The following is a 17819-nucleotide window of genomic DNA, read 5'->3' on the forward strand; positions in this document are numbered from 1 at the left end:
GGCGTCAGTACCCGACGGTGAACCTGACCCGGTGGTGCCGAGGGCGTTCGGCCTCGTCGAGCAGCGCGACGGCGAAGTCCTCCATGGAGATCGCCGACCTGCCCTGGGCGTCGAGCAGCAGCTCGTCGCCACCGAGCCGGTAGCGGCCGGTCCGCTCCCCCGGCTCGAGCAGCGCGGGCGGGCTCAGGTAGGCCCAGTCGGCGACCGGCTCGGCCCGGCAGGCGTCGAGCTGCCGGTCGCAGGCCAGCGCGATGGGCCGCCACGCGGGCGGGAAGTCCGGGGCCTCCACGACGGTGAGGCCACCGGTGCCCGGGACGGTCAGCCCCGCCGCTCCGCCGACGAGCAGCAGCCGCACACCGGTCGCCGCCAGGCCGGCCAGCAGCGCCTTGGCGGTCGCGACCAGGTCGTCCTCGTGGCCGGGGGCGGGCCGGGTGGCGCTGATGACGAGGTCCTGGCCGGCGCTCAGCGCGGCCACGTCCTCGACGTTCGAGGCGTCACCCGTGCGGGCGCGCGCGGTGGGGTGCAGCTGGGGGAAGCGGGCGGGGTGACGGACGACGGCGGTGACGTCGTGGCCGCGCGACAGCGCCTCGGCCACGACCCTGCCGCCCACGGCCCCCGCGGCTCCGAAGACGGTGATGCGCATGTCAGGACTCCTTTCCGACCAGGACGCGGGGCGTCCGGGCCACCGTGCGGGCAGGCTGGAGCTGGGCCGCGACGAGGGCGGCCAGGACGACGACCGCGCCGAGCGCCTGGGCCGGGGCGAGCCGCTGGCCGAGCACGAGCCAGCCGAGCGCGGTCGCGACCACGGGGCTGAGCAGGCCCAGGAACGTGACCTTGGTGGCCGACAGCAGCCGCAGCCCGCGGAACCACAGCGCGTAGGCGAGCGCCGACCCGATGACGGTGAGGTAGGCGTACCCGGCGAGGTTGGCGGCGGTCAGGGTGGCCGGCGGCGCGCCTTCGGCCAGGAGCGCGACGGGGAGGAGCAGCAGACCTCCGGCCACGAGCTGCCAGCCGGTGGTGGCCAGCAGCGGCGCGGGCGACTGCCACCGCTTGCTCAGCACGACTCCCAACGCCATCACGGCCGCGCCGCCGAGCGCGGCGGCCACCCCGACGGCGTCCAGCCGGGCGTCGGCCCGCAGCACGAGCAGGCTCACCCCGGCCATGCCCGCCGCGGCGGCCACCAGGGTGCGCAGGGACAGGCGTTCGCCGAGCAGCCCGGCGGACAGCAGGGCGACCAGCAGCGGCTGAATGGCCCCCACGGTCGCGGCCACCCCGCCGGGCAGCCGGTAGGCCCCCACGAACAGCAGCGCGAAGAACACCCCGATGTTCAGCGCGCCGAGCACCAGGGCGCGCCACCACCAGACGCCCCGGGGCAGGCGGCGGGTGATGGCGACGAGGAGCAGCCCGGCGGGCAGGGCGCGGATCACGGCGGCCAGCAGAGGGCGGCCGGGCGGAAGCAGCTCGGTGGTGACGAGGTAGGTGGTCCCCCAGATGGCGGGGGTCAGCGCGGTCAGCAGGACGGTTCCGTTGAAGTTTCTTAGCACTAAGACAAAGTAGCTCAGCGCTAAGCTACTTTGCCAGGGTGATTTACCTCACCGCTAAGACATCTGTAGGCTGGGCCGGTGGCTGATCACGTCGACCTCGTCCTCGAGCAATGGGCCGCCCAGCGTCCCGATCTGGACGTCTCCCCGATGGCGGTGATCGGGCGGCTGTCGCGGGTGACGCGGCTGATCGACACCGAGCTGCGCCGTACGTTCACCGCGCACGGGCTGGATCCGGCGTCCTTCGACGTGCTGGCGACCTTGCGCCGCAGCGACCCCCCGCACCGGCTGACCCCCGCCGAGCTGATGCGCGCCTCCATGGTCACCTCAGGGGCGATCACGCAGCGGCTCGACCGCCTGGAGTCCAAGGGCCTGGTGACCCGCATGCCCAGCGACGTGGACGGGCGCGGCGTCTATGTGACGCTCACCGACGAGGGGCGCGCCCTGATCGACCGGGCACTGCCGGACCACCTGGCGACCGAGGAGCGCGTGCTCTCGGCCCTGCCCGAGGAGCGCCGGGCCACGCTCGCGCACACGCTGCGCGAGCTGCTGGAGTCGCTCGGCGACACGACCACGCCGTCCTGACCGGGGCCCGCGCCCTCACGGACCCGCGAGAGGGCGCTCCGAGCACGCGGCCGGACGCGTTCCGCGGTGGCGATCATGCGCGCGTCGTCGGCTGGAGATCCTTGGCGTCGGGCTCCGCCGTCGTGCGGGTCTTGGGCAGCAGGAACACCAGGACCGCCACGACGACGGCGGCGGCGAAGGTGGACAGCGACGCCATCGCCAGGCCGTGGGCGGCGGCGTCCGCCCGGTCGTGGGAGGCGGGGTCGAAGGCGTCGAAGAACACCGCCCCGATGACCGCCACGCCGAGCGCGCCGCCGACCTGCTGGGCGGTGGACAGCACGCCCGAGGCGATGCCCGCGTCCTGGGGATCGATCCTGCTCAGCACCGCGTTCAGCGAAGGCGTGATGAGCAGCCCGCCGCCGACGCTCTGCAGCACCAGCGTCGGGATCACCGTCGCGGGGCTGTAGGGGACGCCGCCGATCAGCAGCGCGGCGGTGGCGGCGTAGCCGAGGACGAGGACGATCGCCCCGGCCTCCAGGACGCGGCGGCCGTGGACGGGCACCAGCCGGCCGGCGAGCAGGCTGAACAGGAAGAAGGCGACGGCCGCGGGCGTGTAGACCAGTCCCGCGTTCAGCGCCGACAGGCCCAGCCCGTCCTGCAGGGAAACCGACAGGACGAGGTAGTAGGACGAGATGACGGTGTAGAGGACCAGCACCAGGACGATCCCGACCGAGAACGACCGCGCACGGAACAGCGAGATCCTGACCAGGGGGTCGCCGCCGCGCGCCGCGATCCGGCGTTCGAGCAGGACGAAGGCGGCCAGGCACGGGACGCTCGCGCCCAGGCAGGCCCAGGCCCAGCCGGGCCATCCCGCCTGGTGGCCCTGGATCAGGGGGACCGTGATCATCACCAGGGCCACGCTGAGCACCGCCACTCCCCGCAGGTCGAGCCGCCGGGCGTGCGCCGCCGTGGACTCGGGCAGATGCCGGGCCGCCAGCAGCATCGTGGCCAGCCCGATCGGCACGTTGATCCAGAACACCGGCCGCCATCCGGAGCCGAGCAGGTCCGCCCCGATGAGCAGCCCGCCCACCAGCTGGCCCGCGATCGTCCCCAGCCCCATGACCATCCCGAGCACCCCGAAGGCGCGGTGCCTGGCGCGTTCGGGCACCAGCACCGTCAGGAACGCGTACACCTGGGGCAGCATCAGCGCCGCGCCCAGTCCCTGGGCAAGGCGCGCCCCGATGAGCAGAGAGGCGCTCTGCGCCACCGCACACACCACCGAGGCCAGGGTGAAGCCTCCCATGCCGGCGAGGAAGACCCGGCGGCGGCCGTACAGGTCGCCCAGGCGCCCTCCGGTGATGAGCGACATCGCGTACGTGAGCTGGTATCCGGCCAGGATCCACTGCACCTGGTCGTCGCTGGCGTGCAGGTCCGCCTTGATGGAAGGCCCGGCGACGATGACGATGTACGAGTCGAGGACCGCCATGAACGCCCCGGCCAGCACGATCGCGACCGCACCCCACGGGGTGGCCGCCTCGGCCCGCTGCCGCGCCTGCGTGTTCACGGCCGCGCCTCCTCGGCGAGCTCGGCGTCGTGCACCCGTTGCAGGGCGGCCTCGAGGGGCGTGTGGCCCGGGTCGGATTCTTCGGTGAGAGGTGTGGTTGCTTCGATCACAAACAAAACGTACGATCGTTCGTACACATATGGCAAGTCGAATATGGGGGGCCACGATGACCACCGATCCGATGCCCGTCGACCAGCGCCTGGCACGCGGGGCGCGCACCCGGAGGACGATCACCCGCCATGCCGTCGACGTCGCCTCCATGGAGGGCCTGAACGGGCTGAGTCTCGGCCGCCTGGCCACCGACCTGGGGCTGAGCAAGAGCGGAGTCGCGACGCTGTTCCGTACCAAGGAGCAGCTGCAACTGGCCACCGTCGAGACCGCTCGCGAGGCGTTCCTGGAGGCGGTCGTGCGGCCGGCCTCGGACACGCCGCCCGGCGCCGCCAGGCTCCGGGAGCTCACCGAGCGCTGGATCTCCTACGCCGAACAGCCGTTGTTCCCCGGTGGCTGCTTCTGGGCGGCCAACCTGCCCGAGTTCGACAGCCGTACCGGCCCGCTGCGCGACGCCCTGCGGCGCCAGCACCGGTCCTGGCTGGGCCTCCTCGCGGATCAGGTCCGCCACGCGGCCGACGCCGGCGAGATCGCCGGGCTGGACGCCGACCTGGCGGCCTTTCAGATCGACGCGGTGCTCACGGCCGCCAACCTCGCGATGCGCCTCGGCGAACCGCGCGCCGGCGAGAAGGTCCGCCGGGTGATCGAGGGACTTCTCACCTGACGCGCGACGCGGGCGTCAGCGGCGGCGACGGGGTCGCCCGGGCCTGGAGCCGGAGGCCTTCTCGTAGCGGGTGGCGGGCCAGTGGGCGGGGCGGGTGAGGGTGGAGGGGAGGCGGGTGGCGGCGTCGCCCTTGGCGGCGTTGAGCTGGGCCTGGGTGAGGAAGATGCTGCCGGTGAGATCGGCGCCCGACAGGTCGGCACCGCGCAGATCGGCCCCGATCAGGTCGGCCTCTCGCAGATCGGCGCCCCGGAGGTCGGCGCCGATCAGATATGCCCCGCGCAGGTTGGCCGCCCGCAGGTCGGCGCCCGTCAGCCGGGCCCCGATCAGGTCGGCTCCCCTGCGGTCCTTCCCCTGACGCCCGGCCCTGGCCAGCTCGCTCGCACGCAGCAACAGGGTGTTGACCTCGGCCCGGTGCGCCGCGACATCCAGCTTCTCCAGCACGTCGGCGCTCTCCCGGGTGAGCCGCTCGGTCTCGGCGAGCGCCTGGGCCAGCTCGGCGTGAACGGCCCGGGCGGGCTCCAGGGTCAGCGCCTCGGCCAGGTACCACAGCAGCTCGTGCAGCTGCCGCATGACGGGGAACACGGCGTACATCTGCTTGGCCGTGCCCGGGGCCTCCCGCCAGCTCGTGCCGCCGAAGGTGACCTGGGAGACCTTCTGCCCCGCCCCGAAGCAGTCGAAGACGGTGCAGCCCGGATAGCCGCGCTCCCTGAGCCGCGCGTGGATGGAGCAGCGGAAGTCGTCGCGCAGGTTGCGGCAGGGCTGCCCGGCGTCCTTGTCGGCGGCGAAGTCGGCCGACGCCGAGAACGGCAGCGCGACGCAGCACAGCCCGAAGCAGCTCTCGCAGTCGGCCAGCAGGCCGAGCTCGCGGGGGTGGGTTCCGGGCAACGTGCTGCTCTCCGTTCGTCAGTCAAGGGCGGCAAGGGCGTCGCGGGTGCGGCCCCGTCAAGGGTACTCAGTCGTGGACGTACGGCGTCGTCGTGGTGAGCGCCTCGAAGCCCAGCCGCAGCAGGATGGGACGGCTCTGGCTGGAGGCGTCCACCTGCAGGTGGTCGTAGCCGCGCGCGGCCGCCTCGCGGGCCCGGTAGGCGACGAGCGCGCGGTAGACGCCCCGCCCGCGCCATTCCGGCACGGTGCCGCCGCCCCACAGGCTCGCGAACCGGGTGCCCGGGTGCAGGTCCATGCGGGCCGCGCTGACAGGCACGTCGCCGGCCATGGCGAGGACGGCGATGAGGTCGCCGGCGGCGAGCTGGTCGAGCAGGCGCTCCCTGATGCGCTCGCGGGTCGCGCCGAAGGCATGCTCGTGGACCTCGGCCACCAGCTCCACGCCGTCCGGGCCGGTCACCGGGACCAGCCGCACGCCGTCGGGCGGCTCCGCCTCCATCGGCAGGCGCGCGACCTCGGCAACCATCAGCGTCTCGGTGGGCTCGGGGGTGAAACCGGCGGCCAGGAGGCGCCGGTCGAGGTCGGCGGGCCGGTCGTGGCCGTACAGCTTCCACTCGAACGACCGCCCGAGGCCCCCGAAGTACCGGACCTGCTCGGCGATGGCCGCGTCCGCGCTCCGCTCGTCGAGGTCGGACCAGAGGACGCCGTTCCAGGCGTGTTCGGGCCCCACCTGCCGCACCACGTGCCCGGCCCGCTCGATCGTGACGTCGGGTCCGTCGGGGCGGGCCTCCCGGCGCATCTGCCGGTCGAAGAGCTCCAGCATCTCAGCCTCCGAACCGGCGCTGGCGGGCGGCGAAGCTGCGCAGCGCGCGCAGGAAGTCGATCTCGCGGAAGGCGGGCCAGTACGCCTCGCAGAAGTACAGCTCGGAGTAGGCGGACTGCCAGAGCAGGAAGTTGGACAGCCGCTGCTCGCCGCTGGTGCGGATGACGAGGTCGGGGTCGGGCTGACCGGCGGTGTACAGGTGGGGCGTGATGTCGTCCACGCTCAGGGTCGAGGCCAGCTCCACCATGGACTGGCCGGCCTCGGCCCGCTCGTACAGCAGCTCGCGCAGGGCGTCGATGACCTCCTGGCGGCCGCCGTACCCGATGGCCAGCGTGAGGTGGAAGCCGGTCTCGCACGTGCGGGTCGCCTCGACGGCGCTCTTGAGCGCGCGGGCGGTGGTGTCGGGGAGCATGTCGAGCAGCCCCGCGACGTGGACGCGCCAGCGGGCGTCGGGCCGGTCGAACCGGTCGGCGACCATCTGCTCGATCACCCGCAGCAGGTAGGCGACCTCCTCGTCGCCGCGGCGCTCGAGGTTCTCGGTCGAGCACAGGAACACGGTGACGTGCTGGATGCCCAGGCCCTCGCACCACGACAGCAGGTGCGCGATGTGCTCGGCGCCGTACTTGTGGCCGATGCTCAGGCTCGGCAGACCCTGCTTCCTGGCCCAGCGCCGGTTGCCGTCGGTGATCAGGCCCACGTGGCGGGGCAGCGGCCCGGCCGTGACCTGGCGGCGCAGGCGCCTGGCGTAGAGGGAATGAAGGAGGTCAGTCGTCCGCATCCTCCAATGATCGCTCACCCGAGGGACCGGAAGGCGCTCCTTCCCGATGTGCCGGGCCGAGGTGGGTGAGCTTGTCGGGGTTGGTGATGATGTAGATGCCGCTCACCTGCTCGCCGTCCGGGGTGAGGTCGAGCACCATCATGCCGAACGGCGCGTCGCCGTCGAACACCACGGCCGACGGGTCGCCGTTCACCTCGCGGTGGTGGACGTCCAGACCGGCGGGCACCCGGTCGAAGCCCGAGGTGAGCAGCCTGGCCACCTTGTCCCGGCCGTGGACGGGACGCAGTCCGGGCTGGGGGGCCTTGCCGCCGCCGTCCGACCAGAGGGTCACGTCCGGGGCCAGCAGCCGCAGCAGGCCCGTCAGGTCGCCGCCGAACACGGCCGCCAGGAACTTCTCGGTGGCCCTGCGCCGCAGCCTCGGGTCCACGTCGTAGCGGGGGCGGCGGGCGTGGACGTGCTCGCGGGCGCGGTGGGCGAGCTGGCGCACGGACGCCGCGGTACGGTCGAGGATCTCGGCGATCTCGGTGTGCGCGTAGCCGAAGACCTCGTGCAGCAGGAACACCACGCGTTCCAGCGGGCTGAGCGACTGGAGCACGACGAGCAGCGCCATCGACACCGACTCGGCGCGCATGGCCTCGCCTGAGGCGTCCTCCCGGTCGCCGGTGGCGACGGGCTCGGGCAGCCACGGGCCGACGTACTGCTCGCGGCGGCGGTTGATGCTCTCCTGGCGGGCCAGCGCCCGGTTGATCGCGATGCGTACGAGGTAGGCGCGCGGGTTGGCGATCTCCTCGCCCGACTCGCTGCGCGGCGCCCAGGCCAGCCACGTCTCCTGCAGCACGTCCTCGGTGTCGGCGACGCTGCCCAGCATGTTGTAGACGACGGAGAACAGCAGCTCTCGGTGGTCGACGAAGACCTGGGTGGCCTCTGGCATCGCGGTGTCCCTCCTGGGGCGGTCACGGCCGTCTACCTGGTGAGAGCCCTCCCGCCCCGGGGAATGTGACGCGCTGGGCGCGAATGTGACCGGCCTCTCATTCCGTACGCGGCCAGGCGTCGCCCCAGTCGGCGTCCCGCGCGGCGCGGTAGAGTTCGCCCTGCCGCTTGGACACGATCACGTCGCTGACCTCGTCCTCGCCGGTGCACAGGCGCAGGGACACCACGCCCTTGCGCTTGACCGGGTGGCGCAGGATCCGGGCCGCGGCCCGCTCCGCCGGGGCCGTCGTGGCGGCCACGTACGAGAACTTCTCGTCCTCGAAGCTGAGCGTGCCCGCTTTGATCCGCCGGTGCAGGGAGCTCCTGGGGAGCCTGACGGAGAAGTGGCACCAGTCGCGTCCCGGCACGATCGGGCAGGGACCGTCGTGGGGACAGGGGGCCACGATGGTCAGGCCGCGGGCGGCCAGGACCTCCCTGGCCTCGGCGACGGTGGCGTAGCCCGCGGGGGTGCCGGGCTCGACGACGATCACCATGGCGGCGTCGGCGGCCAGCCAGCCGACGATCTCCCGGCGCTGGGCCGCGGGCAGCTCGCCCAGCGCGTACGACATGGTCACCAGGTCGGCCGGGGGCCGGTCGAGGCCGGGGCGGACCGACGCCTGCCGCCAGGTGACGTCGCGCAGCGACCCGGACGTGCGGGCGAGGCGTTTGCCCAGGTCGATGATGTGCGGGTCATGTTCGATGACGGTGACCTGCTCGATGGGGCCCCAGGTCTGGTCCGCCGCCCAGATCGCCGCCCCGGTGCCGCCGCCCACGTCGAGGTGGGTCCTGGGCCGGAAGCCCGGGGTCAGGGTCGCGGCCTGGCGCATGGCCGTGGCGGCGGCGGCGTACGTGGCGGGCATCCGGTAGGCGGCGTAGGCGACGACGTCGGCCCGCGACCTGATGTGGGTGCCCCCTCCCGTGCCCGTACGGTAGCTCTGGGTGAGGCGCGCGACGGAGTCGGACAGGTCTTGCGGCGAGTAGCCGGAGACCGCCTTGTCCAGTGCGGCTCTGAGTTCATCGGGCAGGAGCATGTACAAACCTCAGCGGATTCCTTGAGCGGGGCGGACGTCTTCACCGGGTGACGGCCGCCGCCGCGTCCGTCACGTGGTCGGAGGGGAGCCAGGCGCGTCCCGTCCGGGACGTATGCTCGGCCAGGAGGCCGCCGATGGCCGACGTCAGCAGCTCCCTGTGCTCCTCCGGCAGCTCCCCCGTCAACGCGTCCAACTGCCGCGTGACCCCCTCGTGGGCCAGCACGGCGATCCGGGCCCCGTCCGGGCTCAGCTCGATGCGGCAGGCCCGCCGGTCACGGGAGTCGCGGGTGCGGACCACCAGCCCCCGTTTCTCGGCCCGGTCCACGAGCCCGGTCAGGCTCGACTTCTCCAGGTGCAGCGCGCGCGTCAGCTCGGTCATCCCCACGGGCCCGTCGATGAGCAGGCACAGCAGCTGCGCCTGCTGGGGCGTCAGGTCGTGCTCCCTGCTGACCTCCCCGAACACCTGCTGCACCAGATGCGCCAGCCGTACGAGCGCTTCGGTGAACCGCAGGGCCGGCTCCTTCGTCGTGACCACGGCACCGAGTCTACTTGACAATGGTTCCTAGTACGAACTAATTTCGTTTTCCCTGTCAACTGTTCGTACAACCAACCAAAGCGCCCGGCCAAGGAGCCCCCATGCCCGACTACGGCCACGACCTGCTCTTCGGCGCGAACATCGTGCCCTCCGCCCAGCAGGCGGACACCGTCGTAGCCCTCTCCCAGCTCGCCGAGCGCGCCGGGCTCGATCTCGTCACCTTCCAGGACCACCCGTACCAGCCCGCCTTCCTCGACACCTGGACGCTGCTCAGCTACGTCGCCGCCGCCACCGAGCGGATCCGGCTGGCCGCCAACGTGCACCCGCTGCCGCTGCGTCCGCCCGCCATGCTGGCGCAGGCCGCGGCCAGCCTCGACATCCTCAGCCGTGGCCGGTTCGAGCTCGCGCTCGGCAGCGGCGGGTTCAGGGACGCCATCGCCTCCATGGGCGGCCCGCCTCTCACGCCGGGCCAGGCCGTCGACGCGCTCGAGGAGGGCATCGCGATCATCCGCGCCGCCTGGGACACCGACGCCGCCGGCGACATCGGCCACAGCGGCGAGCACTACCAGGTCTCCGCCCCGCGAGGTCCCCGTCCCGCCCACGACATCGGCATCTGGCTGGGCGCGTACAAGCCGCGCATGCTCCGCGTGACCGGCCGCCTGGCCGACGGGTGGCTCCCGTCCCTGCCCTATCTCCGCTCGGTCGGCGAGCTCGGCGAGGGCAACGCCGTCATCGACGAGGCCGCCGCCGAGGCGGGCCGCTCGCCGCGCGACATCCGCCGGCTGCTCAACCTCGGCGAGGAGCTGCCCGCGGACCAGCTCGCCGAGCTGGCCCTCACGTACGGGGTCAGCGTCTTCACCATCGTGGCCGGCGATCCCCGCCAGATCCAGCGCTTCGCCCAGGAGACCGCCCCGGCCGTACGCGAGCTCGTCGCCGCGGAACGCGACCAGGCCGTACGCGAGCCCGTCACCGCGGAACGCGACCAGGCCCGCCCGTCCGGCCGCCAGGACACCGGCTCGGGAACCACCCCGCAGGGCGACGCCCCGTTTCCCGCCACCCCGACCCCGGACGACGGCGTACGGCTCACCGACATCCGCGTGTGGGACGAGAGCGCCCGCCCCACCGCCCCGCGCTCCGACCCCGGCAGGCGCTACACCCCCGCGGAGCAGGCCAACGCCCAGCACCTCATCGACGTGCACGACCACCTGCGCGGGGAGCTCGCCCAGCTCCGCGACCTCGTCGACCAGGTCGCCGCGGGCACGATCGACGCGGGCGCCGCCCGCTCCCACATCTCCACCATGACCATGCGCCAGAACAACTGGACGCTCGGCGCCTACTGCGAGTCCTACTGCCGCCTCGTCACCATGCACCACTCCGCCGAGGACGCCATGGTCTTCCCCACGCTGCGCCGCGCCGAGCCCGCTCTCACCCCCGTGATCGACCGCCTCGAGGAAGAGCACCACGCCATCCACAAGGTCCTCGAACGGCTCGACCGCGCCCTCGTCGCCTTCGTGGGCGACCCGGCGGGCCTCGACGACCTGCGTATCGCGGTGGACCTGCTCACCGACAGCCTGCTGTCCCATCTGTCGTACGAGGAGCGCGAGCTCGTCGAGCCCCTGGCCAGGCACGGCTTCTAGGAGCGGCGGGCGGGGAAGGCGTGGCGGCGCGCCGCCACCACGATCGCGAGGGCCGCGGCCACCAGCGGCAGCGAGGTCCACGGCAGCGCGCCCGCCCCGGCGCTCTCCAGCACCACCCCGCCGGCCAGCGACCCGGCCGCGATGCCCGCGTTGTACACGGTGGTCTGCATGGACGTGGCCACGTCCGCGTTCCCCGCGCCCGTGGCGTCCACCAGAGCCGTCTGCAGCAACGTGGGCACGCCGCCGAAGGCCGCCCCCCACAGCCCGACCGCCCCGAGCAGCGCCCAGTCCTGCGCGGCGAGGAGGGCCAGCACGGTCATGGCCCCCGCCACCACGCCCAGCACGGCCACGAGCGCCACCCGAGGGAACCGGTCGATCACGGCGCCGGTGATCCAGATCCCCGCCACCGTCCCGGCCCCGAACACGAGCAGCACGAGACTGGTCTCCCCGTACCCGGCGAAGGCCACGAACGGCGCCAGGTATGTGTACATCGCCTGATGTCCCACCAGTACCAGCACCGTCACCCCGAGGATCGTACGGACCCCGGGAAGGACCGCCACCCGCCGCAGCGGCACCCGCGCGGCGGCCGCCTCGCCGGGGAAGCCCGGCACCTTCCACAGCACCCATCCCACCAGCACGAGCGCGACGACGGCCAGGCCCAGGAAGGTCGCACGCCACCCGAAGACCGAGGCCAGCGCCGCACCGGCCGGGATCCCCGCGCACAGCGCCACCGTGATCCCCGCCGAGACGATCGCGATCGCCCGCCCGCGCCGCTCGGCAGGCACCATCCGCGCCGCGTAGCCGACCAGCATCGCCCACAGGATCCCGCCCATGACCCCGGCCAGCACCCGCGCCCCGAACGTCACCGCGTAAGACGACGAGAGCCCGGTCACCGCGTTGAACAGGGCGAACCCCGTCAGCGCCGAAACCAGCACCGGCCGCCGCGGTAGCCCGCGCAGCAGCGCCGTCACCGGGATCGCCGACAGGGTGGACGCCACCGCGTACGCCGTCACCAGGAACCCGGCCCGCCCTTCCGGCACCTCCAGCGCCCTCGCCATCGGCGGCAGCAACCCGGCGGGAAGCAGCTCGGTCATCACCGCCGTGAACGCCGCCGAGAACAGCGCCAGCAGCCCCGACCACGGCATCCGCCCCACGCGGACCGCGTCGGTGATCGTCGCACCAGACATGCCGCCTATGCTGAAACCTTCACATCAATGTGAAGGCAAGCCGGGAGGCCCGCCATGAAGATCGGGGAACTGTCGCGCCTCACGGGCGTGCCCACCCGCATGCTCCGCTACTACGAGGAGCAGGACCTCCTGCACCCCGACCGGGCCGGCAACGGCTACCGCCGGTATCCCGAGTCGGCCGTGTACCGGGTCCAGCAGATCCGCGGGCTGCTCGATTCCGGCCTCACCACGGAGATCATCCGCCGGATCCTCCCGTTCCTGAACAGGCCCGACGAGATCCACCTCCACCCGCAGTGTCTCACCGCCGAGCTGGCCGAACTCCTCGAGGCCGAGGCGAGCCGCATCCAGCAGCGCATCGACTGCCTGTCCCGCAATCGCGACGCCATCCACGCGTACCTCGCCGCCGTACGATCCGCGGGCCTTTTGGATTCGGAGAAATAGGTGTCTGTCGGGAGCGGTCCCGTTCGTCGGTTGGGCGTCATCACCGTACGAAAGGACCACCGATGAACACCGTGACATCCCGCGACGGCACCCGCATCGCCTTCGACCGGGCGGGCGAGGGCCCGGCGATCGTCCTGGTGGACGGCGCGATGTGCTACCGGGGCGCGGGCCCGTGCGACGCGCTGGCGCCGGAGCTGACCGGCGACTTCACCGTCTACACCTACGACAGGCGCGGCCGGGGCGAGAGCGGCGACGCCGACACGTTCGCGGTCGAGCGCGAGATCGACGACCTCGCCGCGCTCATCGAGCACGCGGGCGGCAGCGCGTACGTGTTCGGGCACTCCTCGGGCGCGGTGCTCGCCCTGGAGGCGAGCCTGCGCGTGGCGGGGATCGCCAGGCTGGCGCTGTTCGAGCCGCCCCCTCTCACGGACGACGCGGCGCTGGTCGGGCGCCTCGACGAGCTGGTACGGGCCGGGCGGCGGGGCGAGGCGGTCGAGGCGTTCCAGCTCGGGATCGGCCTGCCGCCCGAGATGGTGTCCGGGATGCGCGGCGCGCCGTTCCGTGCCGCGCTCGAGGCCATCGCGCCCACCCTCGTGTACGACACCACGCTCACGAGCTCGGCCCGGCTCCACCGGTACGCCTCCGTCGCCGTGCCCACGCTCCTCCTCGACAGCGAGAACAGCACGGAGGCGCTGCGCACCGCCACGGAGCAGGTGGCACGGACGGTGCCGGGGGCCCGGCACCGCAGCCTGCCCGGCGGCTTCCACGACGTCCCACCGAAGGTGCTCGCTCCCGTCCTGACCGACTTCCTCAGCTGACGGAAGCTGCCGGAAGCCGACGCAAGCTGGCGGAGGCCGACGGAGGCCGACGGACCGGCAGGCTGAGCGCGTGCGGCCCTCTGTCATGCGCCGGGAGACTGGTACTCCACCTCCTTCCTCGCGGCCTCGTCGATCTCCTCCGGCGTCATCAGGACAACCGTCTTCATCCGCACGCCGCCGGACGCCGCCACGTTCAGCGCCACGGCGGCCGAAGTCACGTTGTCCGGCAGGTCGACGATGAGGTACACGTCGTTCTCGCCGAACGCGAAGTACATCTGCTCGACCCGGCCACCGACGCTCGCCGTCAGGCGCTCCACTGCCTGGCGCCGTCCGGTGCCTCCTTCTCGGAGCACCCCCTTGGCGCCGTCCGCAGTGTAGGTCGATTGAATGAGGTATTTGGGCATGGTTGAACCCTTCTCGTATCCGCCGCTCCCGCGCTCAGACATCACGGTAGGGAATGACTCGGTGACGACACGGGATCCGCCGCTGGGCCGCAGCGGAACGGACCAATGTTTTGCCGCGATTGAGGCTTTCATCGACTGAGCGGTCGCGTGCTGTGCTACCCCACCGGGTAGCCCGGTCGGGACAGCGATTTAGGGGGGAATCCGATGATTCGAATGCTTCACAAGATGGGAATCCGGTCCACGACGATGTACGCGGCGGGGCTGGCCTCGATCGGGTTGTCGGTCGCGAGCTGGGCCGCCTCGCTGAGCTACGAGCGCGCCGGCATCGACCGGGCCGACCGCTGGGGCATCTTCATCGGGCAGTGGGCGCCCACCCTCTTCGCGCTCGGCACCGCTCTCCACCTCGAGGAGACGCGCCAGGAGACGATGGCGGAGGAGCGCATGCGCATGGGCGAGCGCGAACCCAGCCGTATGCCCGCGGGGGCGCACGCCTGACCGGGGCTCTCCATCCCCGAAGACGCGGCCCGGCCTTTTCGGAGGCCGGGCTTTGCGCTGTCCCCGGCCATGGAGACGTACGTCACCTTCATTTCCCCTAAAAACGGATCTCAGGGCATGATCGGTGTAAAACACACCGAAAGATGGGACCGCGTACTGCCTATGATCCGTGATGTCGCGAAGTGGTGGACCGTTGTCATTCCGGGGCTGGCCCTGCTCGCCCTCGTGGGCTCGTGGGGGCGCGAGCTGCCAGTCGTCCTGGTGATCCTCCTGGCCCTGCTGCTGGCCGGGGCCGTGCTGGCCGCCGTACACCACGCGGAGGTCATCGCCCACCGCGTCGGCGAGCCGTTCGGGTCATTGGTGCTGGCCGTGGCCGTGACGGTGATCGAGGTGGCGCTCATCGTCAGTCTCATGATCTCCGGTGGCACGCAGACGGGGGCGCTGGCGCGCGACACCGTGTTCGCGGCGGTGATGATCACCTGCAACGGGATCGTCGGGCTGTCGTTGCTCACCGCCACGCTCAAACGGCGGATCGCGGCGTTCAACGCGGAGGGCACCGGCACGGCGCTGGCCACCGTGGCCACGCTGAGCACGCTGAGCCTGGTGCTGCCCACGTTCACGACGAGCGCGAGGGGGCCGGCCTTCTCCCCCGCGCAGCTCGGGTTCGCGGCGGTGGTGTCGCTCGCGCTGTACGGGCTGTTCGTGCTGACGCAGACCGTACGCCACCGTGACTACTTCCTGCCCGTCCAGGCGGAGGGCCGGCCGCCCACCGACGAGGAGCACGCCCCGCGGCCCTCGGGGCGCACCACGCTGACCAGTCTCGGGATGTTGCTGGTCGCGCTGGTGTCCGTGGTCGGCCTGGCGAAGGTGGAGTCACCCGTGATCGAGACGGCCGTGTCGGCGGCCGGGCTGCCGCAGGCCGTGGTGGGCGTGGTCATCGCGCTGCTGGTGCTGCTGCCCGAGACCATCGCCGCCATCCGCGCGGCCAGGCGCGACCAGGTGCAGATCAGCCTCAACCTGGCGCTCGGGTCGGCGATGGCCAGCATCGGGCTGACCATCCCGGCCATCGCGGTGGCGTCGATCTTTCTGGACGGGCCGCTGCTGCTCGGCCTCGGAGGCACCCACATGGTGCTGCTCGCCCTGACGGTCGTGGTCTCCACGCTCACGGTGGTGCCGGGGCGGGCGACCCTGCTCCAGAGCGGGGTGCACCTGGTGCTGTTCGCCTCGTTCCTCTTCCTGGCGGTCAGCCCCTGATCGCTCCCTATCACTCCCTTTGCTGTGCCACTATAGGGAGCGATATGGAGCAATACACCGTCGAACAGGCTGCGGCGCTGCTGGGGCTGCACGTCAAGACCGTCCGCAACTACGTACGGGACGGGCGGCTGCCCGCCGTGCGCGTCGGCAAGCGGTACCGCATCGCCAAGGACGACCTCGCGGCCTTCGCGGGCCTGCCGGTCGGCGTTCCCGCCGCGCCCCGCCGCGCCGAGGTGTCCAGCATCGTGCAGATCGACGGCATCACCAGGGCCGACATGGACCGGGTCAGCACGATGGTCCTGGCCTCCCTGGCGAGCCGCCCGCACGGCCTGCGCGTGGAGTTCGCCTACGACGAGGAGCGCGCTCACCTGAAGGTCATCGTGCTGGGCGGGCTGGAGGAGAGCGCCCAGGTCCTGCGCATCGTGGACGCGCTGGTCCGCGATTGACGCCCCCGCACATCGAGAACATGGAGTTGCAGGATGCCTGACGACAGTGTGTACGTCTGCGAGCCGCACGGCGAGCCGCTGCGCGAGAGCAGCGACGCGCTCGACCTCCTCGGCGAGGCCTTCGGCAGGGGCGCTACCTGGGTGGCCGTCCCGGCCGAGCGGCTCCACGACGACTTCTTCGCGCTGCGCACCGGCGTGGCGGGCGAGTTCGCGCAGAAGTTCGTCAACTACCGCGTCGGCCTGGCCATCGTGGGCGACGTCTCCCGCTTCACCGCCGCCAGCTCCGCGCTGCGCGACTGGGTGCTCGAGTCGAACCGGGGCGCCCACATCTGGTTCGTCGGCGACCTGGAGGAGCTGGCGGCACGGCGGTCAGCTCGCGAACATCCCGCCGGCGGCCCGGTCTGAGACGAGGAACGCGGCCGTCTCGGCGACGCTGGGCGGAACGGCGCGTCATCCACAGGGACGCCCATCCCTGCAGCACGCCCTGGAGCGCGGCCTGTCGAGCGCGGCCAGCACGGCGGCCTCCGCGTGGCCGCCCGCGGCGGTGATCTCCTCAGGGCCGGCAATCGGTTCCTGCCGACGCGTCGAACGCGGGCGGCACGGATCGGCAACCGGCCCGAGGATTTTCTCAGCCGTTCTTGACGGGCGCCGCGGCCTGAGAGGAAGGGTCCGTCCGGGGACGGCGGGCGGCCACGGCGGCGAGCATCTCCCAGGCCGCCTCCGGGCGCAGAGTCTCCTCCGGGTCCCGATGGAACGGGTCGAGGACGACGGTCTCCGCGCCGAGCAGCCGCAGCTCCTCCAGGTCCGCCATCACCTGGTCGATCGTGCCCTCCCCCGCGCGCCGCTCCTCCGGCGGCGAGTCCGTGATCCGCAGCAGGATCCTGGGCGCCAGGGCGGGCGCCGGGCGGCCCTGCTCGGCGGCGATGTCCTGCACGCGCGACCACGTCTCGCGCAGCCAGGCGACGCTGTTGCGCAGGGGGTGCCACGCGTCGCCGTACCGTACGGCCCTGCGCAGGGCCGCCTCGCTGCCGCCGCCCACCCAGATCGGCACGCCGCCGGAGCGGTAGTCGTGCTCGTCGGCCCAGGCGGCGCGGATGGCGGCGAGGTACTCGTCGGTCACCTTGCCGCGCCGCTCGTACGCCGCCCCGAGCGCCTCGAACTCCTGCCGCGCCCACCCGACCCCCACGCCGAGCACGAGCCGCCCGCCGCTGAGGTCGTTGAGGTTGGCCGCCATGCGGGCCACCAGGAGCGGATGACGGTACGGCACGAGGATGACGGTGGTGCCGAGACCGATCCCCGAGGTGATGCCGGCGAGCCAGGAGAGCGTCGTGAACGGCTCGTAGAAGGGCGCCGGATACTGCTCGGCCACGTCGGGGGTGATCACCACGTGGTCGGAGACCATGAGCAGGTCGAACCCGAGCCCTTCGACCGTCTGCGCCCACCGCCGCAGCACGTCGGGATCGGTGCCGGGGCCGAAGTTGGGGACGTTCACGCCAAGTCGCATCGACCCAGGTTAGACCAGGGCGCCCGGACCGTGGCTCGACCATGTGCCGGGGGGCGCGCCGCGGCCGCTAAAGTGAGTGGATCTTCCAGACCGCCGTCCTCGCCCTGGCCCTGCTCGCGACAGCCGGTGACCTCTTCTTCGGGCTGATCCACCCCGGGCCGCCGTCGCTCCCCC

The 17819-nt window shown here is 72.5% G+C and carries 21 protein-coding genes; 9 read left to right on the plus strand and 12 right to left on the minus strand.

Annotated elements, in window-relative coordinates; genetic code table 11:
* Positions 1–4 precede the first annotated feature (4 nt).
* Both AB0J64_RS22005 and AB0J64_RS22010 read right to left on the minus strand, forming a co-directional pair.
* On the minus strand, positions 5–643 hold the full coding sequence (locus tag AB0J64_RS22005; protein ID WP_364029471.1) for an NAD(P)H-binding protein: 639 nt from the start codon (positions 641–643) through the stop codon (positions 5–7).
* A gap of 1 nt (position 644) precedes the next feature.
* Positions 645–1544: an EamA family transporter gene (locus tag AB0J64_RS22010; protein ID WP_364029473.1), complete on the minus strand. Its 900-nt coding sequence runs from the start codon at positions 1542–1544 to the stop codon at positions 645–647.
* A gap of 78 nt (positions 1545–1622) precedes the next feature.
* Here AB0J64_RS22010 and AB0J64_RS22015 point away from each other — a divergent pair, with 78 nt between their 5' ends.
* Positions 1623–2126: a MarR family transcriptional regulator gene (locus AB0J64_RS22015; RefSeq protein ID WP_364029475.1), complete on the plus strand. Its 504-nt coding sequence runs from the start codon at positions 1623–1625 to the stop codon at positions 2124–2126.
* 73 nt (positions 2127–2199) lie between these two features.
* Here the strand turns inward: AB0J64_RS22015 and AB0J64_RS22020 are convergent, their stop codons facing one another.
* Positions 2200–3669 (minus strand): MFS transporter, encoded by a 1470-nt coding sequence (locus tag AB0J64_RS22020; protein ID WP_364029477.1) that lies wholly within the window; start codon positions 3667–3669, stop codon positions 2200–2202.
* Positions 3670–3835: 166 nt separating this feature from the next.
* On the opposite strand from AB0J64_RS22020, the gene AB0J64_RS22025 reads away from it, so the two are divergent.
* Positions 3836–4441 (plus strand): TetR/AcrR family transcriptional regulator, encoded by a 606-nt coding sequence (locus AB0J64_RS22025; protein WP_364029479.1) that lies wholly within the window; start codon positions 3836–3838, stop codon positions 4439–4441.
* Between the two features lie 15 nt (positions 4442–4456).
* On the opposite strand, the gene AB0J64_RS22030 is transcribed toward AB0J64_RS22025, so the two are convergent.
* The 6 genes from AB0J64_RS22030 to AB0J64_RS22055 form a co-directional block, all read right to left on the minus strand.
* Positions 4457–5326 (minus strand): pentapeptide repeat-containing protein, encoded by an 870-nt coding sequence (locus AB0J64_RS22030; protein ID WP_364029481.1) that lies wholly within the window; start codon positions 5324–5326, stop codon positions 4457–4459.
* A gap of 67 nt (positions 5327–5393) precedes the next feature.
* Entirely contained in the window at positions 5394–6146 is a 753-nt protein-coding gene (locus tag AB0J64_RS22035) for a GNAT family N-acetyltransferase (protein ID WP_364029483.1), read from the minus strand.
* Position 6147: 1 nt separating this feature from the next.
* Positions 6148–6924 carry a polyprenyl diphosphate synthase gene (uppS, locus tag AB0J64_RS22040; RefSeq protein WP_364029485.1) on the minus strand — a complete coding sequence of 259 codons (777 nt, stop codon included), beginning with the start codon at positions 6922–6924 and terminating at the stop codon, positions 6148–6150.
* Complete coding sequence (sigJ, locus tag AB0J64_RS22045; RefSeq protein WP_364029487.1) at positions 6911–7855, minus strand: RNA polymerase sigma factor SigJ; 945 nt, start codon at positions 7853–7855, stop codon at positions 6911–6913. Before sigJ ends, uppS begins: the two co-directional genes overlap by 14 nt.
* A 97-nt stretch (positions 7856–7952) precedes the next feature.
* Entirely contained in the window at positions 7953–8924 is a 972-nt protein-coding gene (locus AB0J64_RS22050; RefSeq protein WP_364029489.1) for a small ribosomal subunit Rsm22 family protein, read from the minus strand.
* Positions 8925–8964: 40 nt separating this feature from the next.
* Positions 8965–9459: a MarR family transcriptional regulator gene (locus AB0J64_RS22055; protein WP_364029491.1), complete on the minus strand. Its 495-nt coding sequence runs from the start codon at positions 9457–9459 to the stop codon at positions 8965–8967.
* A gap of 101 nt (positions 9460–9560) precedes the next feature.
* On the opposite strand from AB0J64_RS22055, the gene AB0J64_RS22060 reads away from it, so the two are divergent.
* Positions 9561–11096, plus strand: coding sequence for an LLM class flavin-dependent oxidoreductase (locus tag AB0J64_RS22060; RefSeq protein ID WP_364029493.1), 1536 nt, complete (start codon positions 9561–9563; stop codon positions 11094–11096).
* On the opposite strand, the gene AB0J64_RS22065 is transcribed toward AB0J64_RS22060, so the two are convergent.
* A complete protein-coding gene (locus AB0J64_RS22065) occupies positions 11093–12283 on the minus strand; it encodes an MFS transporter (RefSeq protein WP_364029495.1) in 1191 nt (396 codons plus the stop codon). The two genes, AB0J64_RS22060 and AB0J64_RS22065, sit on opposite strands and share 4 nt — an antisense overlap.
* A 54-nt stretch (positions 12284–12337) precedes the next feature.
* On the opposite strand from AB0J64_RS22065, the gene AB0J64_RS22070 reads away from it, so the two are divergent.
* Together AB0J64_RS22070 and AB0J64_RS22075 are read left to right on the plus strand one after the other, a co-directional pair.
* Complete coding sequence (locus AB0J64_RS22070; RefSeq protein WP_364029497.1) at positions 12338–12724, plus strand: MerR family transcriptional regulator; 387 nt, start codon at positions 12338–12340, stop codon at positions 12722–12724.
* Between the two features lie 62 nt (positions 12725–12786).
* Positions 12787–13542 (plus strand): alpha/beta fold hydrolase, encoded by a 756-nt coding sequence (locus AB0J64_RS22075; protein ID WP_364029499.1) that lies wholly within the window; start codon positions 12787–12789, stop codon positions 13540–13542.
* Between the two features lie 83 nt (positions 13543–13625).
* Here the strand turns inward: AB0J64_RS22075 and AB0J64_RS22080 are convergent, their stop codons facing one another.
* Entirely contained in the window at positions 13626–14078 is a 453-nt protein-coding gene (locus AB0J64_RS22080; RefSeq protein ID WP_364029501.1) for a GYD domain-containing protein, read from the minus strand.
* Positions 14079–14171: 93 nt separating this feature from the next.
* Here AB0J64_RS22080 and AB0J64_RS22085 point away from each other — a divergent pair, with 93 nt between their 5' ends.
* From AB0J64_RS22085 to AB0J64_RS22100, 4 genes are all read left to right on the plus strand, one after another.
* Positions 14172–14441, plus strand: coding sequence for a hypothetical protein (locus AB0J64_RS22085; RefSeq protein ID WP_364029503.1), 270 nt, complete (start codon positions 14172–14174; stop codon positions 14439–14441).
* Between the two features lie 162 nt (positions 14442–14603).
* A complete protein-coding gene (locus AB0J64_RS22090) occupies positions 14604–15695 on the plus strand; it encodes a hypothetical protein (protein WP_364029505.1) in 1092 nt (363 codons plus the stop codon).
* Positions 15696–15739: 44 nt separating this feature from the next.
* Positions 15740–16141 carry a helix-turn-helix domain-containing protein gene (locus AB0J64_RS22095; protein ID WP_364029507.1) on the plus strand — a complete coding sequence of 134 codons (402 nt, stop codon included), beginning with the start codon at positions 15740–15742 and terminating at the stop codon, positions 16139–16141.
* A 33-nt stretch (positions 16142–16174) separates the two neighbouring features.
* Entirely contained in the window at positions 16175–16546 is a 372-nt protein-coding gene (locus AB0J64_RS22100; RefSeq protein ID WP_364029509.1) for a DUF4180 domain-containing protein, read from the plus strand.
* 223 nt (positions 16547–16769) lie between these two features.
* Here the strand turns inward: AB0J64_RS22100 and AB0J64_RS22105 are convergent, their stop codons facing one another.
* Positions 16770–17645: a TIGR03619 family F420-dependent LLM class oxidoreductase gene (locus AB0J64_RS22105; RefSeq protein ID WP_364029511.1), complete on the minus strand. Its 876-nt coding sequence runs from the start codon at positions 17643–17645 to the stop codon at positions 16770–16772.
* Positions 17646–17819 lie beyond the last annotated feature (174 nt).

It is taken from the genome of Nonomuraea sp. NPDC049695 (assembly GCF_040674955.1).
Classification (GTDB): domain Bacteria; phylum Actinomycetota; class Actinomycetes; order Streptosporangiales; family Streptosporangiaceae; genus Nonomuraea; species Nonomuraea helvata.